We start from the raw sequence: 26,975 nt of genomic DNA, 5'->3' as shown, positions 1-26,975 counted from the left end.
CGGGTCTGGGGTGGCGGCATGCACACCATGTCCTCCCGCGTCCGTTCCCGGGTCAGCATGGCGTCACCCTATGCGGCGTTGGGGGCGCTGCAACCGGCGGACACGGCGGCGGCCGCCGCCTCCTGCCGCGCCGAGATCAGCGGAATCACCTTGCGGTGGCCGGGCGTCTCGATGCCGTACTCGCTGCGGCTGCCGCCCTCCTCCTCGAAGAAGAATTTCTCTTTGCCGAAGGCCGGTTTCAAATGGTCCATCCAGGTCGCGTTCGGATCGTACTTGGCGTAGAACGGACGGCGCACCCAGTTCGGATTGCGCGCCTGCAGGAACTGCAGCGCGAACACCTTTTCGCCGCCGATGGTGGCCACGCCGTCGATCACCACCTTGCCGGGGAAGGCGCTCATCGACGGGCCACGCACGGTGCGCGCCAGGCCCGACACCATCTGATAGGCCTCCTGGAAGATCTCGTGCGCGCGCGCCAGCGGCAGCTCGAAATACTCGCGCGGGCCGGTGTCGCGCTCGACGAACATATAGTAGGGAATCGCGCCCAGGCGCACGCCGGTCTGCCACAGCTCGGCCCAGCTTTTCGGATCTTCGTTGATGTGGCGGATCAGCGGGCCTTGCATGCGCAGGGTGGCGCCGGTGCCGACGATGCGCTTGACGGCGCGCTGGGCGATCTCCGAGCGCAGCTCCACCGCGTGGTTGTAATGGCCCATGATGGCCATGTTCTTGCCGCTGGCGACCACCCGCTCGAACAGGCGCAGCAAATCGTCGGCGTCGCGGTCGGTGACGAAGCGCTGCGGCCAGTAGGCCACCGACTTGGTGCCGATGCGGATGTTCTGGATATGCGCCAGCTCCGGCACCAGCAGCGGCTCGATATAGGCCTCGAGCGAGCGGGTGTTCATGATCAGCGGATCGCCGCCGGTGATCAGCACATCGGTCACCTCCGGATGCAGCTTCAGGTAGGCCGCCAGCTCGTGCGACTCGCGGGCGTCGAACTTCATGTCGTCCATGCCGACGAACTGCGGCCAGCGGAAACAGAAGGTGCAATAGGCGTGGCAGGTCTGGCCGGCGCTGGGGAAGAACAGCACCGTCTCCTTGTACTTGTGCTGCAGGCCCTTGACCGGCGCGTCGTTTACGCGCGGCACGTTGTGCGTCATCTGTCCGGCCGGGTGCGGGTTCATGCGCAGGCGGATCTTGCGCACCAGTTCGGCCATCGCCGGCTGGTTGGCGTGGCCCAGCACCAGTTCGCGCAGCTGGGCGTAGTCGTCCGCCTGCAGCATGTCCTTGTGCGGGAACACCAGGCGGTAGATCGGATCGTCGGGGATGTTGTTCCAGTCGATCAGATGGTCGAGCACGTATTCGTTGGTGCGGAACGGCAGCACATGCGACACCACCTGCACCGCCTCCTGCAACTCGGGCGGTATCCATTCCCACTGGCGCGAATTGGCGATGGTCTGGCGGATGAAGGGTTTGAACTTCGGCGCCTGCGCGGCGCTTGGGGTCCCGGACGAATTCAGGTTGGTGGTCATGGCGGTTTCCTATCGCTTTTGTGGGGTGGCGGAAACTGAATCGTAGGCTGCCCATGGGCCATTGAAATTGCCGAAAATCAAGTGACACTTGGAAATATTTAGAGACGGGGCGCAAGCGGCAATAAAACCACGGTCGTAATTGCCATGCGGCCACACCTTGCGACAGCGCAATCCCGGCGACCGGGGCGGGCGTAAAGTTGACCCGAGCAATCCCCTCACCTGACAAGGAACCGCCATGAAACTGCACTTCGCGCACTTCGCCCTGGCCGCCATCGCCGCGACCGCCCTGTTCAACCTGCCGGCCGCCCACGCCAGCGAGCCGACCGAGAAAGACGCCATCGCCATGGCCGAAAAAGGCGCCGCCTTCATGAAGGCCAACGGCAAGGAAGCGATGATGAAAAAGATCACCGCCAAGGACCCCGACTATGTGCAGGGCTCGCTGTACGTGGACATGCGCGACATCAACACCGGCATCGTGCTGGCCCATCCGATCAACCCGTCCATCGTCGGCAAGGACTTGACCGACGTGCCCGACGCCAGCGGCAAGAAATACCGCCGCGAGATCATCGAGCTGGCCGCCAAGAAAGGCAGCGGCTGGGTCGACTACCAGTACAAGAATCCAACCACCGGCAAGATCGAGCCGAAGACCACCTATATCCTGCGCGTCGGCGACGCCGTGCTGGAGGCGGGCATCTACAAGAAATAATCACGACGCAACCGCCGGAGAGCATCATGTTGAAGAAATTACGGATAGGTCCCAAACTGCTGCTCGCGCCCGGCCTGGTGCTGGTGCTGTTGATCGTCACCGCCGCCGCCGGCTACTACGGCATGGTGCGCCAGAACGCCTCAATGCAGAACCTGGTGCAGGTGCGCGCCGAGCGCCTCAAGGCGGCGGCAGACGTCTCCGGCGAGGCGCGCTACGCCCATGCCCACATCTACCAGTTGCTGGCCTGGGTCAACGGCAGCTTCGCGCAGGCGCGGCTCGACGCGCTGGGCAAACAGATCAAGGCGCGCCACGCCGGCGTCGAGGCCGGTCTGCGCCGGCTGGCCGCCGAAGCCGGCGCCGACGAGGCCGAGCGCAAGCTCGTCGAGCAGTCGCTGCAGTCGCTGGCGGCCTATCGCAAGGCGGTGCTCGAAACGATGGACATGGCGCAGATGGATCAAAGCATCGCCACCAACTCGATGGCCAAGGCGGAAACGCAGTTCCTGCAGCTCAACGACCAGCTGGCGAAAATGTCGGCGCTGCAAAAGCAACTGAGCGAACAGGCGCACGCCCGCGCCACCGGCGACTTCGCCACCCTCACCACCACCATGGCTGTCATCGTGCTGCTGTCGATCGCGCTGTCGCTGGGCGTGACGATGGCGGTGCGCGGCGCCATGCTGCGCGACATCCGCGGCATCGCCGACGTTGTGGTGGCGCTGGCGGCGGGCCGCCTCGGCACCGGGCGGCGCAACGACGGCCGCGATGAAATCGCCGACACCGCGCGCATGCTCGACCAGACCATGAGCAACCTGACGCAGACCCTGGGCACGATCTTGACGGCGGTGCGCTCGATCGACACGGCCGCCCACGAAATCGCCAGCGGCAACCTCGATCTGTCGACCCGCACCGAAATGCAGGCCAGCTCGCTCGAACAGACCGCCAGCGCGATGGACAGCCTGACGCGGGCGGTGCAGCAAAACGCCGCCAACGCCCAGCAGGCCTGCAAGCTGGCCGCCAGCGCCACCGACATGGCGCAGCGCGGCGGCGCCGCCGTGCAGCAGGCGGTGCAGACGATGACGTCGATCCGCGCCAGCTCGCGCCAGATCGTCGACATCATCAGCGTCATCGACAGCATCTCGTTCCAGACCAACATCCTGGCGCTCAACGCGGCGGTCGAGGCGGCGCGCGCCGGCGAGCAGGGGCGCGGCTTCGCTGTGGTGGCGTCGGAGGTGCGCACGCTGGCGCAGCGCTCGGCGGCGGCGGCCAAGGAAATCAAAACCCTGATCGCGGCCTCGGTGGCCACCATCGACAGCGGCAGCGCCTCGGTGCACCAGGCCGGCGAGCGCATGGGCGACATCGTCGACTCGGTGCGCGAGGTCAACGACATCATCGCCCGCATCAGCGACGCCAGCGCCGAGCAGGCGCTGGGCATCGCCGAGGTCAACCAGGCGGTCGGTCAGATGGACGACGTCACCCAGCAGAACGCGGCGCTGGTGGAACAGGCGGCGGCCGCCGCCGAGAGCCTGCAGGACCAGGCGGTGCACCTGTCGCAGGCGGTGTCGGTGTTCAAGGTCGAGCCGCCGGCGGCGCCGGTGGCCGTCGCCGGCGCGGCCTCAGGCGCGCATGGGTTTGCTCAAAAAGCGCGAGCCGGCCACGCCGAAGCGCCACGGCAGCTCCACGGCTTTCGAAATGCCGATGCGCGGGCCGGCTAGCACGACGATCGGCTCAGGCGCCGGCAACCCGTGATCGGGCGGCAGCAGCAGGAACGGCGGCGCGTCGAGCGGCAGATTGTTATGCTCGCGCGTCACGCCCAGCGCCTGGCATAGCCGTCCCGGTCCGGCGCACAGCAGGCGCGCGTCGTCCATGCCGCGCCGCTCGCGCATCCGCTCCAATCCCTGCACCGGTTCGAGCGCGCGGATCAGCACCCCGGCGCCGTGGCCCTCCTCGCGGCAGACGAAATTGAGGCACCAGTGCAGCCCGTGCGAACGGTAGACATAGCTGCGCCCGGGCGGGCCGAACATCGAGAAATTGCGCGGCGTCTCACCGATATAGCAATGCGAAGCCGGCTCATCGCGGTCGTAGGCCTCGGTCTCGACGATGCGCCCGCCGACGCCGTCGACCAGCACCGTCACGCCGATGAGCCGGCGCGCCACCTCGTGCGACGGCGCGGCAAAATTGATCCCTGCGATAACATTGGTCATGGCGATATTGTAAATGCCAATCTGGACCGCGCAACCACGGCCGGGCTATTGAATCGTTATCGAAGCGACATCAAATTTGTGTCACGGGCCAAAATTTGCGACAAATTTGAAGCCTGTGTAGCCCCAAAGCAATAAAATTGGGAGAAATTCGCGCAACCGGCGCGCGCTTGCGGCGATAATGTTGGGTACGCATGCTCATTCGCACGCCCAACATTTGTCCGCGCCGGCCGCCCATCGGGGCCGCGCGCCGCCTTTGACACCTGAAGAACAACATGACGACAGTTGCAGCCCCAGCCATGCCAGTAGAAAACGCGGTGGAAGAAGCGCTGATGCGCTCCATCCGTATTCCTCCACGGCCCAGCCTGCTTGTCGACCTGCAGCGCGAGCTGGCCCAGTCCGACCCGTCGCCGCGCCGCATCGCCCGCATCATCGGCAACGACGTCGGCATGTCCGGCGCCCTGCTCAAGCTGGCCAACTCGCCGTTCTTCGGCGCCGCCCGCAAGGCCAAGTCGGTTGAACAGGGCATCAACTTCCTCGGCGTCGACCAGTGCGCCGCCCTGCTGACCGGGCTGCTCGCGCGCCAGGCCATCGAAGGCAAGGAATCGGACCTGAACGCGTTCTGGGAAGTGTCGGCGCGGCGCGCCCAGGCGCTGGTGTTCATCTCGCGCAAGCTGCGCATCGCCCCGCCCGACATCGCCCACACCTTCGGCCTGTTCTGCGACATCGGCGTGCCGCTGCTGATGAACCGCTTCAGCGACTACGCCGACACCTACGCCGACGCCTGCCACGAGGCCGGGCTGCCGTTCACCGCCGTCGAAGACCAGCGCTACAGCACCAACCACGCCGCCATCGGCTGCCTGCTGGCGCGCAACTGGGGGCTGTCGCCGGACGTCTCCTGGGCCATCCTGCTGCACCACGACTACCGCGTGCTCGACGACCCGGCCACCGACGACGCCGTGCGCTCGCTGGTGGCGCTGGCGCTGCTGGCCGAAAAAGGCATCGAACGCTTCCACGGCCGCCGCATGTCGCACGAATGGGAAAAAGGCGGCGCGCTGGCCTGCCAGCACCTCGGCCTGACCGAGGACGAAACCGCCGACCTGCTCGACGAGCTGCACGAAGCCTTCCACCACGAACGATAAGACGACCCCACCTACATGCCTAAGAACAAGCGCCCCGTACCGCGCAAATCCGCCAACTCGCCGGAACTCAAGGACGAGCAGCAAACCACCGAACTGTGCGCGCTCGCGCTGGACCTGTCGGACGGTGAATTCAACAACGATATCGTGGCCGAGAGCACCCGCGCCGAACTGGCGCAAAAGGCGCTCGACTTCCAGCGCCTGCTGCGCAAGCTGCTCAACCAGGGCAAGGACGAGGTGCTGTACGGCGCCATCGAACTGGCGCGCGACGAATCCGTCGACGGCTACCGCTACCTGCGCGCCGCCGTCGAGGAAGGCGCCGCCAGCCTGCTGCTGCGGCGCGAGGGCGCGCCCGAGATGGAGATCGACGCCTTCGCCATTCCGGTGTTCGTGCACAGCCAGGGCGGGCTCGACCCGGCCGCCGACTTCCAGGACGGCGACGCCTACGACGCGCTGCTCGCCAGCTTCAACGACGCCGGCCTGGAAAGCCCCAAGGCCAAGGTGGTGCTGGTCAGCCACGCCTACGACCTGACCGAGTTCGAGCGGATCAGCTACGGCCAGTTGCACAGCATGGTGCGCGAAGCGGCGCAGACGCTGACGGAGAAGAAAATCACCGCCGCGCCGGCGCTCGAGCGCAGCATGGCGGCCGGCTGGACGCCCGTGGGCTTCGGCCCGGACGACAGCGCCGTCGAGTTGCGCTTCCTGCTCGGCTTTGCGCTCAAGCGCGCCGACGACGCCTTCTACCAGGTGCCGGCCGGCGAGAAGGCGGCCGACGCCTACTTCGCCAAGCGCGCCGAGCGCTACCAGAAATGGACGGAACAGTACGGCGCGCTGGTGGCGCGCTGCCTGGGACGCGGGCGTGGCGCCGATCCGGCCCTGACGCTCAATTTCCTCTACCAGGACCTGTTCTTCGGCGCCCGCGCGCAGGGGCAGTCCGAGTACGACATGCTGCGCATCTTGTCCGAGCTCAACCAGGCGCTGGGATCGCACGCGCCGGACCAGGTCAGCGCCATCATCGCGCCGACCGATGTCGACGATGAAATGCTGCTGCGCGTGCAACTGTCGGCCGGCGCCGAGGTGCTGGCCACGTGCGACAAGCCGCTCGACATCACCGCCGACCTCGAAGTGGAAGTGGACGACCTGCGCGACGCGCTGGCCAGCATCGGCATCGAAGCGGTATCGGTGGCGCTGCGTTTCGACGGCCAGGGACAGCCGGTCGATGCGCGCCCGTTGGGGTAGGTAAAACCGCCCGCGACGCAACATGGATACTCGTTGACAGCACCGGATTAGCGGCCGATACTTTCTCCAAGGCGGAACACAGAGTCCGCTGCCTGGTGCGGCGCCGGCCTTGTGCTCCGCAGCAAAGGGAGACAAGTCATGAAGCCATGGGCCATGCTCTGGTGCGCCGTCGCGTTCTGCGTCGGCGGCTGCGCCAGCCAATCGCCGGCGCAGCGCGCGCCGGTAGCCGAACTATTCCACGACCAGCTGTTCAAAGCTCCCGCCGCACCGATCGACACCACCGCCATCTTCGCCCTCAGCGACCGCATGCGCGACTACCTCAAGCACAACCTGGTGCAGCGCGGCGCCGGCCAGGACCCGCGCCGCGCGCTGTTCGACGCCCTCTACACCCGCGACCAGCTCAAGCTCGAATACGACGCGGCCATGACGCGCAACGCCGCCGAGACCTTCGACGCGCGCGCCGGCAACTGCCTGTCGCTGGTGATCATGACGGCCGCGCTGGCGCGCGAGCTCAACTTCTCCGTGCAATTCCAGCAAATCCAGATGGACGAAAGCTGGAGCCGCTCGGGCAACCTGTACTTCGCCGCCAACCACGTCAACCTGGTGCTCGGCAAGAAGCGCACCTCCTACCTCGACGGCTACCAGGTCAACACCGCGAATGCGCTGACGGTGGACTTCATCCCCATCCCGCCCAAGGCGCGCGAAACCGCCCGCCTGCTCGAGGAACACACCATCGTCGCCATGTACCTCAACAACCGCGCCGCCGAACTGCTGTCGGCCGGCAGCATCGACGACGCCTACTGGGCCGCGCGGCTGGCCGTCCAGGTGGATCCGGCCTTCATGAACGGCTACAACACCTTGGCCGTCATCTACCAGAACCACGGCGACCAGATGCAAGCGGAGCAGACCTTGCGCTACGTCTTGCGGCAAGCGCCCGACAACACCATCTACCTGTCGAACCTGGCGCAGACGCTGGAGTCGCTGCAGCGTCCGATGGAGGCGGCGGCGGTGCGCGAGCGGCTGGCGCGGCTCGAGCCGTTCCCGCCGTTCCACTTCTTCCACCTGGGACTGGAGGCCTTCGATATGGGCGACTACCAGCGCGCGCGCAACCTGTTCGAGCGCGAGCTGGAGCGCTCGCCCGACTACCACGAGTTCCACTACTGGCTGGCGGTAAGCCAATACCAGCTGGGCAACCTGCGCGCCGCCGACAAGCATATGCGCAAGGCGCTGGAGAACAGCACCACGCAAGGGCAGAACGCGCTGTACGCCGCCAAGCTCGACCGTATACGCGCCCATGAAGCGAAAGTGATGAAGTAATGGTAATCTGGAGGCGATGCAAAACAACTCACTACTCGACCACATTTTCTGGCACACGCTGACCGGCGCGCATGCCCAGCACGCCAGCGGCGAAGGCGGCGCGCGCCGCTACACCGCCGGCTTCTCGCCCATCCTCGCCTTCGCCGACAGCGCCGCGCCGGACTTCGCCGCGCTCGCGCCCCACTGCGCGCCGGGCGAACACTTCTATTGCGAAAACTGGACCGGCGCCGCGCCGCCCGGCTGGCGCATCGACGCCGAGACGACGATGTTCCGCATGGTCTTTGCCGGCGCCATGCCGGCCGAAGATCCCGCGCCCGAGGCGCTGCCGCTGCGTGCGCAGCACGCGCAGCAGGCGCTGGAGCTGGCCACCTTGTGCAAGCCGGGGCCGTTCGGCATCCGCACCATCGAGCTGGGCGAGTACTTCGGCTACTTCGACGGCGAGCGGCTGATGGCGATGGCCGGCGAGCGCCTGCGCGCGCCGGGGCTGTGCGAGATCAGCGGCGTGTGCACGCATCCCGACTATCAGGGACGGGGGCTGGCCAAGCGACTGATCGGGAAGCTGATCCGCCGCCACATGCTGCGCGGCGACACGCCCTTCCTGCACGTCATGCGCGCCAACCCGGCACACGATGTCTATCTGCGCATGGGGTTCGAGGATTATCTGGAGACGGTGGTGCGGGTGGTGGTGTGCGAAGGCACCAACTAGGCGAAGAGCATCCACTCGGACCACATAAAATCCCAAGGCGCTCAGACGCCGGTTAATCGCCCCGCCTGGACTTCATGCGATGTTGGGGCACCCATGCGCGCACCATCGCCCGGCCGTCGTTAGTAAAGCCGACGCGGACCCGATGGCGCATTTCGCGGCGGCGGATTAGTGCTAAAGGGGGCGTATAATGCTTGGTGATCACCCACATTCATGATGCGCAAGGAGTCCACATGAAACCAGCCCGCGTAGCTTCGCATGCGTCAAAAACATCGCCAAAGAAGACAACCAACGTCAGCCTGGCTACGGACGTGTACGTGGAGGCGAAAAAGTTCGGCATCAACATTTCCCCAGTTTGCGAGCAACGTTTGCTTGAGGAGATACAGGCGCGCAAGGAACCGCTTTGGAACGAACTGCATGCCGACTTCATCGCAACGTATAACGAACAAGTTGCAGCAGAAGGCGTGGCACTGCAAGAGTGGCGCGGCTTCTAATGGCGCGTTTCGATATCTATGAGAATCCGGGAAGAAACAAAGCAATGTGATCAGCGGGCTGGCGACTAGAATCGTGATACCACTACGTACTTTTGGCCATGTTTTCATCACTGTCGCTACCCGGCGACCTGTTCCCGCTGATAGAAGTTAACGGCATCCGGCATTTTCTCGACACGCCGCAAATGGGTGCCATCCCATTAAGTGAACTCAAAGTCAAAGCGGTTCTGCTGGTCTGCATCAGTTTGAAATCCAGACGGCGTTGGATCGTGTGTTCGGTGCGCATTGACACCGATCTACGCAGACTCCCGCCAATCACAGCAGGCTTCTCCAGCGCTCTAGTTTTTCCGCCAAGGAAAGCGAAGCATGGGCCGGCGATGTCGACGGCAGCACCACAGTACGATAGCCCTCGGCCGCGAACTGCGGCGCGAACTTGCCCGACGTCTGCCCGTTGAAGCCGACCGTTTCCAGCAACGGGCACAGCTCGCGCAGCCGCGCGAAGTCGTTGGCCGCCGGCTTGCGGATCGCCGAATCGAGGCTGCCTTCGCGCTCGCACGCCCCCAGCACATCCCACAGCCCGAACCCATGCGCCAGCAGTCGCGGCAAGCGCTCGGCATACGGCAACTGCGCCAGCGGCTCCCCCGTCAACGCCGACAGGATCGGCCACAGCAAATTGCGCGGATGCGCGTAATACTGCTGAGCGGCCAGCGAGGCGGCGCCGGGAAAACTGCCCAGCACCAGGATGCGCGTGCGCGCGTCGACCACGGGCGCGAGGCCGGTCAGCGCCGGGGAGATCAAATCGGTGTCGTCGGGCATGTCGGCATTTTACCGGAGCCGGCCACGACGCGTCGCCGCAGGAAGCGGCCTCGGCAGCCTCCATGAAAAACGGGTGTAGAATTTACCGGCGGCCAGACCGCGCCATAAAAACAATCGCAGGAGACAACCATGCCGCAACCGCGCACCATCGATATGTTGCTCGCCAAGTACAGCGAGAGCCATCTGAATCCTACGAACGAAGTGATCCACTTCATCTGCGTGCCGGTCATCGTGTTCACCTTGCTGGGGCTGGTATGGGCGATCCATCCGCTGGCCGCCGTCGCGGTCACCGTGGCGTCGCTGGTCTACTACTTCACCTTGTCCAAACCCTTCGCGCTGGGCATGCTGGTGATGGCCGCCGTCATGCTCGCCGTGCTGGCCGCGCTGCCGCAACAGGCGGTGCTGCCGCTGTCGCTGGCGATCTTCGTGCTGGCGTGGATTGGCCAGTTCATCGGCCACAAGATTGAAGGCAAAAAGCCGTCGTTTTTCGACGACCTGCGCTTCCTGCTGATCGGGCCGCTGTTCGTGCTGGGCTTTTTGTACCGCCGCTTCCGGCTTGCCTACTGACGCGCCCCGTCAGCGACGGGACCTCGCCAAAAGGTGGCAGCTAGGCAAGTTGCCATTAAGCCAGCTATACTTGTTCGATGTCCTCGCCACTGCTCTTCGCTATCGCCTGCCTGATCTGGGGCTCCACTTTCTTCGCCATCACCTTGCAGCTGGGCGACGTCGCGCCGGCCGTCTCGGTGGCCTACCGCTTCGGCCTGTCCGCCGCCGCGCTGTTCGCCTGGTGCGCGGTGCGCGGCGACAAATTGATGCTGCCCTGGCGCGCCCAGCGCTGGCTGATGCTGCAGGGCTGCGCGACCTTCGCCCTCAGTTACATCTGCACTTATTCGTCAGAGCAATATCTGGTGTCCGGCCTGGTGGCCGTGCTGTTCGCGCTGATGGTGTTCTGGAGCCCCATCCTCAACCGCGTCGCCTTCGGCACGCCGGTCAGTTGGCGCACCTGGAACGCCGGCATCATCGCCGTCGCCGGCGTCACCTTGCTGTTCTTCCACTCCATCCAGGGCGCGTGGCGCGACATCATGACCGGCGGCGAAGGCCATTTCCTGCTCGGCCTCGGACTGGCGCTGACGGCCACCATCGCCAGCACCGTCGGCAACCTGATGGTCGTCAAGGTGCGCGTGGAGTCGTCCAACGTGCTGCTGACGATGGCCTGGTCGATGATGTGGGGCACGCTGATCGTCGCCGCCGGGGTACTCGCCAGCGGCCAGTCGTTCACCTTGTCGAGCGAACCGAAGTACTGGGGCGGGCTGCTCTACCTGTCGCTGTTCGGCTCGGTCATCGCGTTCGCCGCCTACTTCACCTTGATCCACCGCATCGGTTCGGACAAGGCCGTCTATATCACCGTCGTCACGCCGGTGATCTCGGTACTGTTGTCGATCCAGCTCGAACACTTCCGTCCCGGACCGCTGGAATGGATCGGCATGGTATTGTGCTTGGCAAGCGTCGCCTGGGCGCTCAAATCCGATTCCCCCGTCATAAAAGAAAGTGCAGAAGCAGCCTGATGAACAACTCCGACCTGACCATCCGCCCGGCCGAGCCGGCCGACGTCTCCGCCATTTTCGGCATGATCTTCGAGCTGGCGGTGTTTGAAAAACTCGAACACATGGTCGTGGCCAACGAGTCCATGCTGCACGAAAGCCTGTTCGGCGACAAACCGGGCTGCGAGGCGCTGGTCGGCGAGGCCAACGGCGAGGTCGTCGCCTTCGCGCTGTTCTTCCACAACTTTTCCACCTTCCTGTGCAAAAAGGGCCTGTACCTGGAGGATTTGTACGTCAAGCAAGCCTGTCGCGGCCGGGGCTACGGCAAGCAGATGCTGGTGGCGCTGGCGCGCCTGGCGGTCGAACGCGACTGCGGCCGCTTCGAATGGTCGGTGCTGGACTGGAACACCAACGCCATCAAACTCTACGAGGGCATGGGCGCGACCGTCATGCCGGAGTGGCGCATCTGCCGCGTCACCGGCGAAGCGCTGACCGAGCTGTCGGCGCAGGCGTAACCCCGGCGCGGTCCGCTCCAAGCTACAGTCGCTGTGACCGCGAACGGACGGCAAACCGCTCCAGCAGCTCGAACACCGCCTGCGTCAGCAACGCCAGCACGGCCGCCGGAATGGCGCCGGCCAGCAGCATGTCGTTGTCGTTGAGCGCCAGGCCGATGGTGATGCGCTCGCCGTAGCCGCCGGCGCCGATAAAGGCCGCGATGGTCGCCGTGCCCACGCTCAGCACCGCCGCCGTCTTGACGCCGGCGAGGATTACCGGCAGGGCCAGCGGCAACTCCACCAGCATCATGCGTTGCGACGGCCGCAGGCCCAGCGCCAGCGCCGCCATGCGCAGCCCCGCCGACACCTGCAGCAGGCCGGTGCAGGTGTTACGCACGATCGGCAGCAGCGCGTAGACCACCAGCGCCACCAGCGCCGGCACGGTGCCGATGCGCCCCAACAGCGGGATCAGCAGCGCCAACAGGGCCAGCGACGGCACGGTTTGCAGCACGCCAGTCAATCCCAACACCAGTTGCCGAAGGCGCGGGAACACCGCCGCCATCACGCCCAGCGGAATGCCGATCACGCACGCCATCGCCACCGCGAACAGCACCAGCGTCAGATGCTGGCGCGTGAGCGGCCACAGATTTTTGTCGAAGATCTTGGCCAGCAGGCCGTCGCGCGCGGCCGGCGGCGCTTTGGCATCGGTGGCGGCGGCGGACGTTCCGGCGGCCTTCGCGGCGCGCGCCGCCAGCCAGTCGCGCGCGATATGGGTAAAGCTCTTGCCGTCGATTTCGGCGGCGGCGTTCATGGCGATCATGTCGTCCGCGCTGATGCGTCCCTCCAGCTGGCCGATCGCCTTCCACGCGGCGGGAAAGCGCTGCGCCGCATCGAGCCGGTACAGCAGCACGGCGTCGTAGCGCGGGAAATATGCGCCGTCATCGTCGAGCACCCGCAGCCCGTACTGGCGTATCTTGGCGTCGGTCGAATAGATATCGATGACGTCGACCTGGCGCTGCATCAAGGCCTCGTAGGCGATGCCGTGATCGAGGCCCTCCGGCCGCTGCTTCAAGCCGTAGCGGGCGGCCAGGCCCGGCCAGCCGTCGGCGCGGCCGATGAACTCATGCGACAGCCCGAAACGCAGCTTGTCGCGCGCGGCAAGGTCGCTCAGCTTGTGCAGGCCCTCGGCGTCGCCGCGCGTCGCCAGCGCATAGGTATTGTTGAACCCCAGCGGCACCGCCACGCCCAGCCCCATCGGCGCCAGTTCGCGCCGTATCTGCTCCAGCGGCGCGGGCTTGGTGTGCTTGAGAATCTCCAGATCGATGGTGCCCAGGTATTCCGGATAAACGTCGATGCGGCCTGCCTGCAAGGCCGCCAGCACGATGGCGGTATTACCCAACCCCTGCAGGTGCGTGACCTTGGCGTGCGGCGCGGCCGTCTGCGTGAGCACCTCGCCAAGGATATAAGATTCGGTGAAACGCTTGGAGCCGACGTGCAGCGTGTCCGCTTCCTGCGCGGCGGTCGCGCCGCCGATCATCACTCCAAGTGCGAGGAGCGCCCCGCCCAACCAGCCCCGCATCAGGCCCCCATCCGCGGCATCGGCGTCCCGTAGCTCGCGGTCGAAGGCGCTTTGACGTCGCTGCTGGCCGTGCGCATTGTCGCGCCGAGCAGATCGCGCCGCAGCGCCGGTGCGTCTTCGCGTTGCAGGCTGCGTGCGCCGGCCGGCGTCGACGGCGTGGCGCGCAGCAGCATGACGGCGACGCGCTGGGATTTCAAGGCAAACATGGTGTTCCTGTTACAGGTTGTGGAATCGGGATAATGTAACCGAAAGCCCCGGCAACGGAACGATTTTTTGCAAAGCCGCCGCGCCAACGCCTAACCGTGCGGCGAACGCCATACGCCGGCGTTGACCACGCCCGCGCAGGGATTCATGCCGATGGCATAGGACAGGTCGGCCGGCCGGGCGATGCGCCACAGCGCGAAGTCGGCCCGCTTGCCCGGTTCCAGGGTGCCGATATCCGACTGCCGGCCCAGCGCGCGCGCCGCGTGCGACGTGCAGCCGGACAGCGCCTCGAGCGGCGTCAGTCGCCACAGGGTGCAGGCCATGTTCATCGCCAGCAGCACGGACGTCATCGGCGACGTGCCCGGATTGCAGTCGGTGGCGACGGCCATCGGCACGCCGGCAGCGCGCAAGGCGGCCACCGGCGGCGGCGTGGTATCGCGCAGGAAGTAGTAGGCGCCCGGCAGCAGCACCGCCACCGTGCCGGCGGCGGCCATCGCGGCGATGCCGTCGCCGGTCAAATGTTCGAGGTGGTCGGCCGACAGGCCGCCATAACGCGCCACCAGCTGCGCGCCGCGCTGGTCGGACAGCTGCTCGGCGTGCAGCTTGACCGGCAAGCCATGCGCCTGCGCCGTCTGGAACACGCGCTCCGTCTGATCATGCGAAAACCCTATCCGCTCGCAAAAAGCATCGACCGCGTCGACCAGGCCCTCCTCCGCCAGCGGCGCGATCATGGCGCGGACTTCGTCGATGTAGTCGTCGGCGCGGCCGGCGAATTCCGGCGCCAGCGCATGCGCGCCAAGGAAGGTGGTGACGACATCGACCGGGAATTTGCCCGACTCGTCGCGGCCGATGCGGCGCGCCACGCGCAGCATCTTCGCCTCCGATTCCAACGTCAGGCCGTAACCGGATTTGATTTCGATGGTGGTCACGCCCTCGGCCAGCAGGCTGCGCACGCGCGGCAGGCTTTGCGCCAGCAATTCGTCTTCCGACGCGGCGCGGGTGGCGCGCACGGTGGACATGATGCCGCCGCCGGCGCGCGAAATATCCTCGTAGGTGGCGCCATTCAGGCGCGCCTCGAATTCATCGCTGCGGTTGCCGGCGTGGACGATGTGGGTGTGGCAGTCGATCAGGCCCGGCGTCAGCCAGCAGCCCTCCCCGTCATGCGTGGCGGCCGCCCGCGCGTCAGGCGGCAGCGCCGCGACAGGTCCCAGCCACGCGATGCGGCCGTCCTTGACGGCGATGGCGGCATCGCGGATTTCGCCGTAGCCCCCGTCCATGGTGGCCAGGTGCACATTGGTAAACAACACATCCCACGCGGTCATGCCATGCCTTCGTATTATTTTAGATATCGATGATGTCGACCACGAACACGGTCGCCTGCGCCGCCTCCAGGTTCCATACCTGCTCGGACTCGATCACCAGCATGTCGTAGCGCACCATGGCGATGCGTTCGCGCGCGCTGCTGACGGACAGGCTTTCGCCGTCGGCCAGGAACACCAGCGTGGTGCTGGCGCGCCGGTTCAGCTCCAGCGTGCCGCGCACGACGCACGCTTCCAGCCGGTGGCGGCAACGCCCGCGCCGCGTCATCACATTGAAGTCGGTGGTGTTGGCGCCCGTGACGGTGGCGTGCACCGCATCCTCGCCGGCGAACTCGATCAGCGGCTCGCTGGGGCTGAGCACCACCCGCTCATCGCCGAAATCGAGCAGCACGCCGTCGCCGTCGACCAGCGCCAGGGTGCGGTCGATGCCGGGGAAGGCGGAGAACGGGCCGTCCTGGGTGATGGTCGCCAGGCTCACGCGCCAGTCGAAATCGTCAAAACCGGCGCCGGCGGGAGAGGCGGCGATTTCGGTCGTGCTGCCGCCGCCGTTCTTCCACGGCGCGGGCATCAGGCTTGCATACTGGATCAGCTGGGTCATCTGAACTCCCTCAGTTCGGCCATCGTCTGCTTGAAGCGCGCAGCGATCGCCTGCTGCGCCACGTGCTGCTGGTTGCGTACTACCCACTGGCCGCCGACCATGACGTCCTTGACCAGATTGTCGTTGCCACTGAAGACGAAACTGCCAAGCACCTCGTCCAGCGCCAAGCCATAAAGATTCGGGTGATCGTCATCAAGCACGATCACATCGGCGCGCCGCCCCGGCGCCAAGGCGCCGACCGGCCGTCCCGCCGCCTGCGCGCCGCCGCGCAAGGCGCCCTGCCACAGAAAATCGCCGACATGGCGCTCCTTGGCCGACACCGCGATATTGCGGCGCTGGTGCTGCAGGCGCTGGCCGTATTCCAGCCACCGCAGTTCCTCCACCGGGCTTTGCGAAATATGGCTGTCGCTGCCGATGCCGAAGCGCCCGCCCGCCGCCAGGAAGTCCTCCAGCGGGAACAGGCCGTCGCCCAGGTTCGCCTCGGTGGTCAGGCACAGGCCGGCCACCGCGCCGCTGGCCGCCATGCGATCGACTTCGCCGCGCGTCAGGTGGGTGGCGTGCACCAGGCACCAGCGCTCGTCGACGGCGACGTTATCGAGCAGCCACTCGACCGGCCGGCGCCCGCTCCAGGCCAGCGACTGCCGCACCTCCGGCTGCTGCTCGGCGATGTGGATGTGCACCGGGCGGTCCGGCGGCAAAGCCGCCAGCACCGCGTTGATCTGCCCCACCGACGCCGCGCGCAGCGAATGCGGCGCCACGCCCACCTCGGTTTGCGCGTCGCGCAACGGTTCCAGCGCCTCAAACAAGCGCAGCACATCGGCGACATCGGTCTTGAAACGCTGCTGTTCGGGTTTCAGGGCGCTTTCGCCAAAACCGGAATAACTATACAACACCGGCAGCACCGTCACGCCGATTCCGGCCAACCGTGCGGCGGCGATCACCCGCTCGGCCGTTTCGGCCGGGCGCGGGTACATGGCGCCGTCCGGCGAGCGTTGCACATAGTGGAATTCGCACAGCGAGGTATAGCCATGGCGCAGGCATTCGGAGAACAGCTGGGCCGCGATGGCCTCGATCTGCACCGGGGTGATGTTGCGGGCGAAGCGGTACATCAGGTCGCGCCAGGTCCAGAAGCTGTCCTGGACGCCGCCGGCCTTGTGCGGCCCCGCCTTTTCCGTGCGTCCGCCCAGCGCCCGCTGGAAGCTGTGCGAATGCAGGTTGATCATGCCCGGCAGCGCGTACTCGACGGTTTCAACGCAGTCTTCCCGAGTGGCGCCCGCGCACACGGCCGTGATGGCGCCCGCCGCGTCCCACTCGATCAGCACATCGGTGCGCCAGCCGTCGGGCAGCAGCGCGTGGCGTGCAAAAAGGGCAAAGAGCTTGCTCATCGGCGCACCCAGCCGGCGGCGGCCTGCGTCATCTCGCGCAGCAGCCCCCTCACCTGGTCGGCGCGGTCGGTCCGGTAGCCGTAAGGCGCTTCCTCATCCATATAGGTCGATTGACACATCTCCAGCTGGATCGCGTGCACATTCGCCTCCGGCTTGCCGTAGAAGCGCGTGATATGCCCACCTTTGAAGCGGCCGTTGACGGCCACGCTGAAGCGCTCCTGCGCCAGCGCGCGCGACACCACGGCCTCGCTCAACCCCGGCGCGCAGCTGACGCCATCTGCGGTGCCGAAGTTCAGGTCGGGCAGCTTGCCCTCGAAGAAGCGCGGCACGTGGGAGGCGATTGAATGCGCGTCCCACAGCGCCACCGCGCCGTGCAGCGCCAGCAAGCGGTCCAGCTCCGCGCGCAGCCGCTCGTGATACGGTTTCCAGTAAAGACCCAGGCGGCGCTCGACCTCCGCCTGGTCCGGCGCGCGGCCCTCCAGATACAGCGGCTCGCGGTGGAAGGTATCGACCGGGCACAAACCGGTCGTGTCCTGCCCCGGATACAGGTTGGTGTTCTCCGGCGGCCGGTTCAAATCGATCACATAGCGCGACCAGCGCGCCGACAAGGTCGAAGCTCCCATCTCGCCGAGGAAATCGTACAGGCGCGCCAGATGCCAGTCGGTGTCCTGCTTGTCGACGGCGGCCGGCGTCATCGCCGCCGCCACGTCGTCGGGAATATCCGTGCCGACGTGCGGCATGGACACCAGCAAGGGAATGCTGCCTGCTTTGAACTGATAATCCATGGCGCCCCCGGTTATGGATGCAGCGATGTAAACAACTCCTTGCACGACGCGCTCAACTCGCCGCGCATGACCATGCCCTTGGCGGCCTCGATATCCGGCGCGAAGAAGCGGTCCTGGTCGTAGACGGCCACGTTCCGGCGCAATTGCGCATGCACGTGCTCGAGATGCGGGGACGTGGTCAGCGGACGATGGAAATCGATCCCCTGCGCCGCCGCCAGCAGCTCGATACCGATGATCACCGCCGTATTCTGAGCCATGTCGTCCAGACGGCGCGCCGCGTACGTCGCCATGCTGACGTGGTCCTCCTGGTTGGCGGAGGTCGGGATGGTGTCGACGCTGCCGGGATGGGCCAGCGACTTGTTCTCCGACGCCAGCGCGGCGGCGGTGACGTGGGCGATCATGAAGCCCGAATTCAGGCCCGGCTCGCGCACCAGGAACGGCGGCAGGCCGGACAACGTGGCGTCGATCAGCAGCGCGATGCGGCGCTCCGAGATGCTGCCGATTTCGGCGATCGCCAGCGCCAGCGTGTCGGCGGCGAAGGCCACCGGCTCGGCGTGGAAGTTACCGCCGGAGACCACCACCGACAGTTCGCCGTCCTTGAACAGCAGCGGATTGTCGGTGACGGCGTTGGCCTCGATCAGCAGGGTGCGGGCGGCGTTGCCGATGATGTCCCAGCAGGCGCCCATGACTTGCGGCTGGCAGCGCAGGCAATATGGATCTTGCACACGCTCGTCGCCGACCAGGTGCGAGGCGCGGATCGCGCTGTCGCTCACCAGTTGGCGGTAGATCGACGCGGCGGCGATCTGGCCCGGCTGGCCGCGCACCTCGTGCACGCGGGCGTCGAACGGAGAATCGCTGCCCTTGGCGGCGTCCAGCGACAAGGCGCCGGACACCATGCCCGCCTCCAGCAGTCGTTCGGCCATGAACAGGCCATGCAGCGCCAGCGCGGCCGACACCTGGGTGCCGTTGATCAGCGCCAGGCCCTCCTTGGCCGCCAGCACCACCGGCGCGATACCGGCGGCCTTGAGCGCGTCGGCGGCCGGCGTGATCTCGCCGTTGAAGCGCACGTCGCCCACGCCCAGCATGGCCAGGGTCATGTGCGACAGCGGCGCCAGGTCGCCCGAGGCGCCGACCGAACCCTTGGCCGGAATGGCGGGCATGATGCCGGCGTTGTACAGCGCGATCAGCGTCTCGACGATCAACGGGCGCACGCCGGAGTAGCCGCGCGCCAGGCTGCCGATCTTCATCAGCATGATCAGGCGGCAGACGGCGTCCGACAGCAGCTCGCCGGTGCCGACCGAATGCGACAGGATCAGGTTGCGCTGCAGCTGTTCCAGCTTGTCGTCCGGGATGCGGGTCTTGGCCAGCAGGCCGAAACCGGTGTTGATGCCGTAGGCGGCGTCGCCCTTGGCGACGATGGCGCGCACGGCGGCGGCCGACGCCTCGATCACCGGCCAGGCTTCGGCGGCCAAGGACAGCGGTGCGGCGGCGGTCCATACAGCGCGCAATTCGGACAGCGTCATCGCGCCGGGCTTCAAGGTCAATGCATTGGTGGTCATGGTGGTTCTCTGATTATTTGATCATTGGGAGATTGAGGCCGTTGCGCTTGGCGCAGGCGACCGCCGTCTCGTATCCCGCATCGGCATGGCGCATCACGCCGGTACCGCTGTCGTTGACCAGCACCCGCGCCAGGCGACGCGCGGCGGCGTCGGTGCCGTCGGCAACGATCACCACGCCGGAATGCTGCGAATAGCCCATGCCCACGCCGCCGCCGTGGTGTAGCGACACCCACGTCGCGCCGCCGGCGGTGTTCAACAAGGCGTTCAGCAGCGGCCAGTCGGAGACCGCGTCGGTGCCGTCCTTCATGCTCTCGGTCTCGCGATTCGGGCTGGCGACCGAGCCGGTGTCCAGGTGGTCGCGGCCGATGACGACCGGCGCTTTCAGCTCGCCGCTGCGCACCATCTCATTGAAGGCCAGGCCGGCGATGTGACGCTCGCCCAGTCCCAGCCAGCAGATACGCGCCGGCAGGCCCTGGAAGGCGATGCGCTCGCGCGCCATGTCCAGCCAGCGGTGCACCTGCGCGTGGTGCGGGAACAGCTCCTTGATCTTGGCGTCGGTCTTGTAGATATCCTCCGGATCGCCGGACAGCGCCACCCAGCGGAATGGCCCACGGCCCTCGCAGAACTGCGGACGGATGTAAGCCGGCACGAAACCCGGAAAGTCGAAAGCGTTTTGCACGCCGTGGTCGAACGCCACCTGGCGGATGTTGTTGCCGTAGTCGACCACCTTGGCGCCTAGCGCCTGGAAGTCCAGCATCGCCTGCACGTGAACCGCACACGATGCGGTGGCCGCATCCTTCAGCGCCGCGTGGCGCGCCTCGTCGTGCTGCGCAGCCTTCCACTCCTCCACGCTCCATCCCTGCGGCAGGTAGCCGTTGATCAGGTCATGCGCGGAGGTCTGGTCGGTGACGATGTCCGGCACAATGCCGCCGGCCCTGGCGCGGCGCACCAGCTCCGGCAGCACGTCGGCGGCGTTGCCCAGCAAGCCGATCGAAATCGCGTCGCCATTGGCCTTGTGCAGTTTGATCATCTCCAGCGCCTCGTCGATGCTGGCGGCCTGCTTGTCCAGGTAGCGGGTGCGCAGGCGGAAGTCGATGCTGCTTTGCTGGCACTCGATGGTCAGCGACACCGCGCCGGCCATGGTCGCGGCCAGCGGCTGCGCGCCGCCCATGCCGCCCAGGCCCGCCGTCAGCACCCAGCGGCCTTTGAGGTCGCCGCCGAAATGCTGGCGCCCCGCCTCGGCGAAGGTTTCGTAGGTGCCCTGCACGATGCCCTGGGTGCCGATGTAGATCCAGCTGCCGGCGGTCATCTGCCCGTACATGAACAGGCCTTTGCGGTCCAGTTCATTGAAGTGCTCCCAGTTGGCCCACTTCGGCACCAGGTTCGAATTAGCGATCAGCACGCGCGGCGCGTCCTCGTGGGTCTGGAACACGCCGACCGGCTTGCCGGACTGGATCAACAGGGTTTGATTGTCTTCCAGCTCGCGCAGCGAAGCCAGGATCTGGTCGTAGCATTCCCAGTTGCGGGCGGCGCGGCCAATGCCGCCATAGACCACCAGATGCTTGGGATTTTCCGCCACTTCCTTGTCCAGATTATTCTGGATCATGCGGTAGGCCGCCTCGGCGCCCCAATTCTTGCAAGTCAGTTCCGGACCACGGGGCGCGCGGATCTCGCGGCTGGCGTCGAATCGTGGATCGCTGTCTAAATGGCTGGTCATGGGGCCTCCTCCTGTGGATGATGCCCACAAGGATAAGTTGTATAGACAACCAAGTCAAGCCACTATTTTTGCGCCCGACCCTTTACTTTTTGTACACGCGCTTGCCGCCCATCCAGGTCTGCAGCACCACCGTCTTGCCGATCTGCTCGGGCGCCACCTTGAATATATCGCGGTCGATCAGGATGAAATCGGCCCACTTGCCCGGCTCCAGCGAGCCGATGACGTTTTCCTGGTGGGCCGCGTAAGCCGCGTCCAGGGTGAAGCAGCGGAACGCCTCGTTCATCGTCATCGCCTGGTTCTTGTACCAGCCGCCGGCCGGCACGCCGGCGTTGTTCTGGCGCGTGACGGCGGCGTGCAAGCCCTCGAACGGATTAGGCGACTCCACCGGGAAGTCCGACCCGCAGGCGATCTTCGAGCCCTGGTCGAGGAAGGTGCGCCAGGCGTAGGCGCCCTTGATGCGCTCCGGGCCGACGCGGTGTTCGGCCATGTTCTGGTCGGACGTCGCGTGCGTGGGCTGCATCGACGGGATCACCCCCAGCGCCTTGAAACGCGGGATGTCGTCCAGCGCCACCACCTGCGCATGCTCGATGCGGTGGCGCAGCTGCGCGTTTTTATATTTGGGGATCAGCTGCGCATAGGCGTCGAGGATCTGGCGGTTGCCGGCGTCGCCGATGGCGTGGATATTGACCTGATAGCCGGCCTTCATCGCCTTGTTCATCTTGGCCAGCATCTGGTCGTTCGGATAGAACAGCAGGCCCTTGGTCGACGGCATATCGCTGTAGGGCGACATCAACGCCGCGCCACGGCTGCCCAGCGCGCCGTCCGAATACAGTTTGACCGCCGCCAGCGCGTAGACGTCGTTGGCGTAGGACTTGAGCGGGCCTTCCCTGGACAGTTCGTCGAAGTCGCCGGCGGTGTCGCCGATCATCGCGTACACGCGCGCGGTCAGCTTGCCGTGGTCGGCGTAGTCGCGATACAGGTCGTCCTGCGCCACCTTGATGCCGGCGTCGTGCACGCTCGTCAGTCCCACCTTGGCCAGCGCCGCCAGCGCGTTGTCCAGCGTGCCGCGCGCCTGCGCCGGTGTCGGCAGCGGCACCACCTTGTTGACCAGCTCCATGGCGCTGTCGACCAGCACCCCGGTCGGCTTGCCGTTGGCGTCGCGTTCGATCTTGCCGCCGGCCGGATCGGGCGTGTCCTTGTTGATGCCGGCCATCTCCAGCGCCTTGGTGTTGACCCAGCTGGCATGGGCGTCGACCCGGTGCAGCAGCACCGGACGGTCGCCCACCACGGCGTCCAGTTCGGCGGCGGTCGGGAAGCGGCCCAGCTTCCACACCTCCTGGTTCCAGCCGTAGCCGACGATCCAGGCGTTCTTCGGGTGGCTGCGGCTAAATTCGGCCACCGCCCGCACCGCACCGCCCAGCGACGTCGCGCTGAACAGGTCGACCCCGGAGGCGATCTCGCCCAGCTCGAACACGTGGCCGTGGGCGTCGATCAGCCCTGGCAGCAGGGTTTTGCCCTGGGCGTCGATGTGCTGCGCATCCGGCAGCCTGGCCGCCGTGTCCTTTTCGCCGCCCACAACGATCACCCGTCCCAGATCGTCGAACCCCAGCGACGTGAAACGCTGCAGGGTGCCCGCCGCCGTCAGCGTGTAGCCGTTGGCGTGGTCGATGATAGTGTCGGCGTGGACCGGCGCCAGGAAGGTGGACAGGGCAAAAGTCATTGCCGCTGCCAGCGGGGAAGGTTGCAAAAGGGCGGTGCGCATCAAATCTCTCCATTCGGAAGCAAGTTCAGAGTGTAACCAAGTTTGCGCCGGGGTCAACCGAACTCGCCATGGGTGTCAGGGGTTTTTACACGCTGGCGCCCGGGCGGGAGGGGTACAATGGCGGATTCGCCGCTCTCAGAACGCCACACGTGTCCAGCCGCCTACTCTATATCCGCCTGCTCAACCAGTTCCGCCCCTACGCCGGCATTGTCGCCGTCACCCTGTTCGCGGTCGGCGTGGCCGCGGCCACCGACGTGCTGCTGATTAACCAGCTGAAGAACGTGATCGACGCACTGGCGCCGGCCCACGACGCCACCGGAGCCCCCGCCACCGGCATCCTGGCCTGGGTGCGCGAACTGCTCGCCCCCCTGCTGCCGAGCGACCCGGCGCGCGTGGCGCTGTGGACCATCCCGGCCGTGATCCTCGGCCTGGCGGTGATGCGCATGGTCTCCAGCTTCGTCGGCGAGTACGGCGCCGCGTGGCTCAGCAGCCGCGTGCAGGCCAACCTGCGCGAGCAGATGTTCGCCCGCATCATGCGCCTGCCGAACGGCTATTTCGACCAGTCCTCGACCGGCACCACGCTCTCGCGCGTGGCGTTCGATGCCGCCCAGGTGTCACAGGCGGTGCTCAACGTCGTCAACGTCGCCGTGCGCGACTCGGTGGCCACCATCGGATATTTAATCACGCTGTTCGTCGTCGACTGGCAGCTGGCGGTGTTTTGCCTCGGCCTGCTGCCGCTGGTGGCGGCCATCGTCACCTTTACCGGCCGCCGCATGCGCCACTTGAGCAAAAGCGCGCAGGCGGCCATGGGCGAGTTGACCAATGTGCTCGACGAGAGCATCAGCGGCCAGCGCGTGGTCAAGATCTTCGGCGGCCAGCAATACGAGCAAACCCGCTTCGACAACGTGGTCAAGACCAATCGCCAGCTGGCCGTCAAGCACGCGGCGACGTCGGCGCTCAACTCCGGCATCATCATGCTGCTGATCGGGATCACGCTGTCGTCGGTGATTTATTTCGCGCTGATCCGCAGTCAGGCCGGCGCGCTCTCGCCGGGCGACTTCGTCGCATTCATGTCGGCGCTGATGGCCATGCAATCGCCGATCAAGAACCTCACAAAGATCAATGAACCGATGCAGCGCGGCCTGGCAGCCGCCGAATCGGTGTTCGGCCTGATCGACACCGACACCGAGGCCGACACCGGCACCAAAACGCTGGAACGCGCCGAGGGGCGCCTGCAACTGGAGGAAGTGAGCTTCCATTATCGCGGCGCCGATGGCCAGCCGCTGTCGCCGGACGCGCGCCCGGCGCTCGACCGCGTCTCGCTCGATATCGCCGCCGGCGAAACGGTGGCCCTGGTGGGCAGCTCGGGCAGCGGCAAGACCACCCTGGCCGGCCTGCTGCCGCGCTTCTACGACGTCAGTTCCGGCGCCATCAAGCTCGATGGCGTCGACCTGCGCGAGTACACGCTGGCGTCGCTGCGCAGCCAGATCGCGCTGGTGAGCCAGGATGTGGTGCTGTTCAACGATACGCTGGCGGCCAACATCGCCTACGGCGATCCGGCGCCGTCGATGGAACGCATCGAGGCGGCCGCGCGCGCGGCGCATGCCCACGAATTCATCGAGCGCCAGCCGGGCGGCTACCTCGCGCCGGTGGGAGAAAATGGTTTGCGTTTGTCCGGCGGCCAGCGCCAGCGCCTGGCCATCGCCCGCGCCTTGTACAAGAACGCGCCGATCCTGATCCTCGACGAGGCCACCAGCGCGCTCGACACCGAATCGGAACGGCTGGTGCAGTCGGCGCTGGAAGTGTTGATGAAGGGCCGCACCACGGTGGTCATCGCGCACCGCCTGTCGACCATCGAGAACGCCGACCGCATCGTAGTGCTCGACGGCGGCCGCATCGCCGAAGCGGGCAGCCACGCCGCGCTGCTGGAGCAGAACGGCATTTACTCGCGTTTATATCAAACGCAAAAAAGCGTGCAAATCGCTTAGAGCAGGCGCAGCGTCTGCTGCAGTTCATCGATCGCCGCCGGTTTGACCAGGTGGAAATCGAAGCCGGCGGCGGCGGTTTTCTCGCGGTCCTCGGCCGAGCCGAAACCGGTGTGCGCGATCAGCCGGATGCGCGACAGCGCCGAATCGGCGCGCAGCATGCGCGCCAGCGCGTAGCCGTCCACGTGCGGCATGCCGATGTCGAGGATCATCGCGTGCGGCGCGAAGTCGCGCGCGCTGGCCAACGCGGTCGCCGCGTCGTGCGCCAGCCGCACCTCGTAGCCCAGCAACTGGAGCAGATCGCTCAGCACCTCGCCGGAATCGATGTTGTCGTCGACCACCAGCAGCCGGTTCAGGCCTTTGGCCGACGCCTGCACGGGCGAGCCCGCGCCCGCCAACGTCGCCGAAAGCTCCGTCCCCGGCGCGGCCAGCACCGGCAGCTCGATGACGAAGCTGCTGCCCTGGTCGGTGCCGGCGCTTTCGGCATACACCGTCCCGCCATGCATTTGCACCATTTTCGACACCAGCGACAAGCCGATGCCCAGGCCGTCGTGCGCGCGGTCGTGCGTCGATGCGCCCTGCGCGAACATGTCGAAGATGCGCGGCAGGTTTTCGGTCGAGATGCCGATGCCGTTGTCGCGCACCGCGATGCGCACGCGGTCCGGCGCCGGCAACGTCACCTCCAGCCGGACCTCGCCGCCGACCACGGTGAACTTGGCCGCGTTGTGCAGCAGGTTGCCGACCGCCTGCGCCAACCGGACCGGATCGCCGTGCAGGCGAATCGGCTGCGGGGGCACGTCCACGGTCAAGGTATGGCCGCGTGACTCCATCAGCGGCCGGGCCGTCTCCAGCGCCGGCTCCAGCACCTCTTGCAGCTCCAGGTCCTCCAGCTTCAACGCCAGCTTGCCCTCGGAGATGCGCGCCACGTCGAGCAGGTCGTCCACCAGCCGCGCCAGATGGCCGACCTGGCGCATGATCACCTGGCGCGCCTTGCGATGCACCTCCACCTGGCCGGCGTCGGCCACGCCCATCAGCGCGACCGCATTGCGGATCGGGCTCAGAGGGTTGCGCAGCTCGTGCGCCAGGGTGGCCAGAAAATCGTTCTTGTTCTCGTCGGCCGCGCGCAGAAGGCCTTCCATGGTTTTACGCTGCGTGATGTCGCTGCTGATGCGGGCGATGCGGTACGGCGTGTGGCCGGCGTCGCGCACCTGGAAGGCGCGATCGCGCACCCAGCGCAAGGTGCCGTCGGCCAGCAACAGGCGGTACTCCTCGTCGTAATGCTCGCCGTGCTGCGCCGCCTCCCAGCGGGCGGCGACGGCGATGCGGTCGTCGACGTGGATGGCGTTGAGCCAGTCGCCGTTGTTTTGCTGCAGCTGCGCCGCCACCCGGCCCCAGAAGGTATCGTAGGCGTTGTTCACGTAGAGCAGCGCGCGGCTTTGCAGGTCGAACATCCAGAACACGTCCTCGATGTTCTCGGTCAGCTGGCGGAAGCGTTCCTCGCTGTTGCGCAGCTCCGTCTGGGTGCGCTGAAGCCGCAGCAGCGCGTTGACGTTGGCCACCAGCTCGTCGGCCTCGATCGGCGCGGCCAGGTAGTTGTCGGCGCCGCCCTCCAGGCCGCGGATCTTGTCGTCGCGCCCCGTCAGCGCGGCCGACGTTTGCAGCACCAGCACGCCGGCCGTCAGCGCATCGCCCTTGATTCGGCGGCACACCTCGATGCCGTTGATGTCGGGCAGTTTGACGTCCAGCAGCACCAGCGCCGGCAGCATCTGGCGCGTCAGCGCCAGCCCGTCGGTGCCGTTGGCCGCCTCCACCACCTTGAAGCCGGCGCCGTGCAGGATGCGCGTCTTGACGTAGCGCGCGCCGTCGTTGTCGTCGACATTCAGGATCAATATGCTGTCATTGCTCATGGCTTTGT

At 66.5% G+C, this 26,975-nt stretch carries 24 protein-coding genes; 11 read left to right on the top strand and 13 right to left on the bottom strand.

Going from position 1 to position 26,975, the window contains the following annotated elements; genetic code table 11:
- Nucleotides 1-68 precede the first annotated feature (68 nt).
- Nucleotides 69-1,526, bottom strand: a complete 1,458-nt coding sequence (locus AC0IYS_RS04375) for a KamA family radical SAM protein (protein ID WP_471704025.1) — start codon at nucleotides 1,524-1,526, stop codon at nucleotides 69-71.
- A gap of 235 nt (nucleotides 1,527-1,761) precedes the next feature.
- Here AC0IYS_RS04375 and AC0IYS_RS04370 point away from each other — a divergent pair, with 235 nt between their 5' ends.
- Both AC0IYS_RS04370 and AC0IYS_RS04365 read left to right on the top strand, forming a co-directional pair.
- Nucleotides 1,762-2,232, top strand: a complete 471-nt coding sequence (locus tag AC0IYS_RS04370) for a cache domain-containing protein (protein WP_471704024.1) — start codon at nucleotides 1,762-1,764, stop codon at nucleotides 2,230-2,232.
- 26 nt (nucleotides 2,233-2,258) lie between these two features.
- Nucleotides 2,259-3,941: a methyl-accepting chemotaxis protein gene (locus tag AC0IYS_RS04365; RefSeq protein WP_471704023.1), complete on the top strand. Its 1,683-nt coding sequence runs from the start codon at nucleotides 2,259-2,261 to the stop codon at nucleotides 3,939-3,941.
- Here the strand turns inward: AC0IYS_RS04365 and AC0IYS_RS04360 are convergent.
- Entirely contained in the window at nucleotides 3,843-4,430 is a 588-nt protein-coding gene (locus AC0IYS_RS04360; protein WP_471704022.1) for a DNA-3-methyladenine glycosylase, read from the bottom strand. The two genes, AC0IYS_RS04365 and AC0IYS_RS04360, sit on opposite strands and share 99 nt — an antisense overlap.
- Before the next feature lie 272 nt (nucleotides 4,431-4,702).
- Here AC0IYS_RS04360 and AC0IYS_RS04355 point away from each other — a divergent pair, with 272 nt between their 5' ends.
- The 5 genes from AC0IYS_RS04355 (at nucleotide 4,703) to AC0IYS_RS04335 (ending at nucleotide 9,319) form a co-directional block, all read left to right on the top strand.
- Nucleotides 4,703-5,569: an HDOD domain-containing protein gene (locus AC0IYS_RS04355; protein WP_471704021.1), complete on the top strand. Its 867-nt coding sequence runs from the start codon at nucleotides 4,703-4,705 to the stop codon at nucleotides 5,567-5,569.
- A 15-nt stretch (nucleotides 5,570-5,584) separates the two neighbouring features.
- Nucleotides 5,585-6,805, top strand: coding sequence for a hypothetical protein (locus AC0IYS_RS04350; protein WP_471704020.1), 1,221 nt, complete (start codon nucleotides 5,585-5,587; stop codon nucleotides 6,803-6,805).
- 138 nt (nucleotides 6,806-6,943) lie between these two features.
- A complete protein-coding gene (locus AC0IYS_RS04345; RefSeq protein ID WP_471704019.1) occupies nucleotides 6,944-8,122 on the top strand; it encodes a tetratricopeptide repeat protein in 1,179 nt (392 codons plus the stop codon).
- 16 nt (nucleotides 8,123-8,138) lie between these two features.
- Nucleotides 8,139-8,828: a GNAT family N-acetyltransferase gene (locus tag AC0IYS_RS04340; RefSeq protein WP_471704018.1), complete on the top strand. Its 690-nt coding sequence runs from the start codon at nucleotides 8,139-8,141 to the stop codon at nucleotides 8,826-8,828.
- A 230-nt stretch (nucleotides 8,829-9,058) separates the two neighbouring features.
- Nucleotides 9,059-9,319: a type II toxin-antitoxin system CcdA family antitoxin gene (locus AC0IYS_RS04335; RefSeq protein ID WP_471704017.1), complete on the top strand. Its 261-nt coding sequence runs from the start codon at nucleotides 9,059-9,061 to the stop codon at nucleotides 9,317-9,319.
- 312 nt (nucleotides 9,320-9,631) lie between these two features.
- On the opposite strand, the gene AC0IYS_RS04330 is transcribed toward AC0IYS_RS04335, so the two are convergent.
- Nucleotides 9,632-10,132, bottom strand: a complete 501-nt coding sequence (locus AC0IYS_RS04330) for a DNA-deoxyinosine glycosylase (protein ID WP_471704016.1) — start codon at nucleotides 10,130-10,132, stop codon at nucleotides 9,632-9,634.
- A 129-nt stretch (nucleotides 10,133-10,261) separates the two neighbouring features.
- On the opposite strand from AC0IYS_RS04330, the gene AC0IYS_RS04325 reads away from it, so the two are divergent.
- The 3 genes from AC0IYS_RS04325 (at nucleotide 10,262) to AC0IYS_RS04315 (ending at nucleotide 12,188) form a co-directional block, all read left to right on the top strand.
- Nucleotides 10,262-10,699, top strand: a complete 438-nt coding sequence (locus tag AC0IYS_RS04325) for an Mpo1 family 2-hydroxy fatty acid dioxygenase (protein WP_471704015.1) — start codon at nucleotides 10,262-10,264, stop codon at nucleotides 10,697-10,699.
- A 77-nt stretch (nucleotides 10,700-10,776) separates the two neighbouring features.
- Nucleotides 10,777-11,697: a DMT family transporter gene (locus tag AC0IYS_RS04320; protein WP_471704014.1), complete on the top strand. Its 921-nt coding sequence runs from the start codon at nucleotides 10,777-10,779 to the stop codon at nucleotides 11,695-11,697.
- Entirely contained in the window at nucleotides 11,697-12,188 is a 492-nt protein-coding gene (locus tag AC0IYS_RS04315) for a GNAT family N-acetyltransferase (protein ID WP_090317400.1), read from the top strand. The genes AC0IYS_RS04320 and AC0IYS_RS04315 overlap by 1 nt, the downstream gene beginning before the upstream one ends.
- Nucleotides 12,189-12,210: 22 nt before the next feature.
- Here AC0IYS_RS04315 and AC0IYS_RS04310 read toward each other — a convergent pair whose 3' ends face one another.
- The 9 genes from AC0IYS_RS04310 to AC0IYS_RS04270 all read right to left on the bottom strand — a co-directional run bounded on the left by AC0IYS_RS04310 (nucleotide 12,211) and on the right by AC0IYS_RS04270 (nucleotide 23,033).
- Nucleotides 12,211-13,746 carry a glycine betaine ABC transporter substrate-binding protein gene (locus tag AC0IYS_RS04310; protein ID WP_471704013.1) on the bottom strand — a complete coding sequence of 512 codons (1,536 nt, stop codon included), beginning with the start codon at nucleotides 13,744-13,746 and terminating at the stop codon, nucleotides 12,211-12,213.
- Complete coding sequence (locus AC0IYS_RS04305) at nucleotides 13,746-13,952, bottom strand: hypothetical protein (protein WP_471704012.1); 207 nt, start codon at nucleotides 13,950-13,952, stop codon at nucleotides 13,746-13,748. Before AC0IYS_RS04305 ends, AC0IYS_RS04310 begins: the two co-directional genes overlap by 1 nt.
- Nucleotides 13,953-14,042: 90 nt before the next feature.
- Nucleotides 14,043-15,272, bottom strand: coding sequence for an imidazolonepropionase (gene hutI / locus AC0IYS_RS04300; protein WP_471704011.1), 1,230 nt, complete (start codon nucleotides 15,270-15,272; stop codon nucleotides 14,043-14,045).
- A gap of 19 nt (nucleotides 15,273-15,291) precedes the next feature.
- Entirely contained in the window at nucleotides 15,292-15,867 is a 576-nt protein-coding gene (locus tag AC0IYS_RS04295) for a HutD/Ves family protein (protein ID WP_471704010.1), read from the bottom strand.
- Nucleotides 15,864-17,252, bottom strand: a complete 1,389-nt coding sequence (locus AC0IYS_RS04290; protein ID WP_471704009.1) for a formimidoylglutamate deiminase — start codon at nucleotides 17,250-17,252, stop codon at nucleotides 15,864-15,866. The genes AC0IYS_RS04295 and AC0IYS_RS04290 overlap by 4 nt, the downstream gene beginning before the upstream one ends.
- A complete protein-coding gene (hutG, locus tag AC0IYS_RS04285; protein ID WP_471704008.1) occupies nucleotides 17,249-18,037 on the bottom strand; it encodes an N-formylglutamate deformylase in 789 nt (262 codons plus the stop codon). The genes AC0IYS_RS04290 and hutG overlap by 4 nt, the downstream gene beginning before the upstream one ends.
- Nucleotides 18,038-18,048: 11 nt before the next feature.
- On the bottom strand, nucleotides 18,049-19,596 hold the full coding sequence (gene hutH, locus AC0IYS_RS04280) for a histidine ammonia-lyase (protein ID WP_471704007.1): 1,548 nt from the start codon (nucleotides 19,594-19,596) through the stop codon (nucleotides 18,049-18,051).
- Nucleotides 19,597-19,609: 13 nt separating this feature from the next.
- Nucleotides 19,610-21,313: a urocanate hydratase gene (hutU, locus tag AC0IYS_RS04275; protein ID WP_471704006.1), complete on the bottom strand. Its 1,704-nt coding sequence runs from the start codon at nucleotides 21,311-21,313 to the stop codon at nucleotides 19,610-19,612.
- 82 nt (nucleotides 21,314-21,395) lie between these two features.
- Nucleotides 21,396-23,033, bottom strand: a complete 1,638-nt coding sequence (locus AC0IYS_RS04270; RefSeq protein WP_471704005.1) for an amidohydrolase — start codon at nucleotides 23,031-23,033, stop codon at nucleotides 21,396-21,398.
- 191 nt (nucleotides 23,034-23,224) lie between these two features.
- Between AC0IYS_RS04270 and msbA the strand changes: the two genes are divergently transcribed.
- Nucleotides 23,225-25,063, top strand: a complete 1,839-nt coding sequence (msbA, locus tag AC0IYS_RS04265; RefSeq protein ID WP_471704004.1) for a lipid A export permease/ATP-binding protein MsbA — start codon at nucleotides 23,225-23,227, stop codon at nucleotides 25,061-25,063.
- Here msbA and AC0IYS_RS04260 read toward each other — a convergent pair.
- On the bottom strand, nucleotides 25,060-26,967 hold the full coding sequence (locus tag AC0IYS_RS04260; protein WP_471704003.1) for a hybrid sensor histidine kinase/response regulator: 1,908 nt from the start codon (nucleotides 26,965-26,967) through the stop codon (nucleotides 25,060-25,062). The two genes, msbA and AC0IYS_RS04260, sit on opposite strands and share 4 nt — an antisense overlap.
- Between the last annotated feature and the right edge of the window lie 8 nt (nucleotides 26,968-26,975).

This window comes from Duganella sp. AC237 (genome assembly GCF_979254035.1).
The sequence above is the reverse complement of the archived record's forward strand: the minus strand, read 5'-3'. Positions and strand labels throughout refer to the sequence as shown.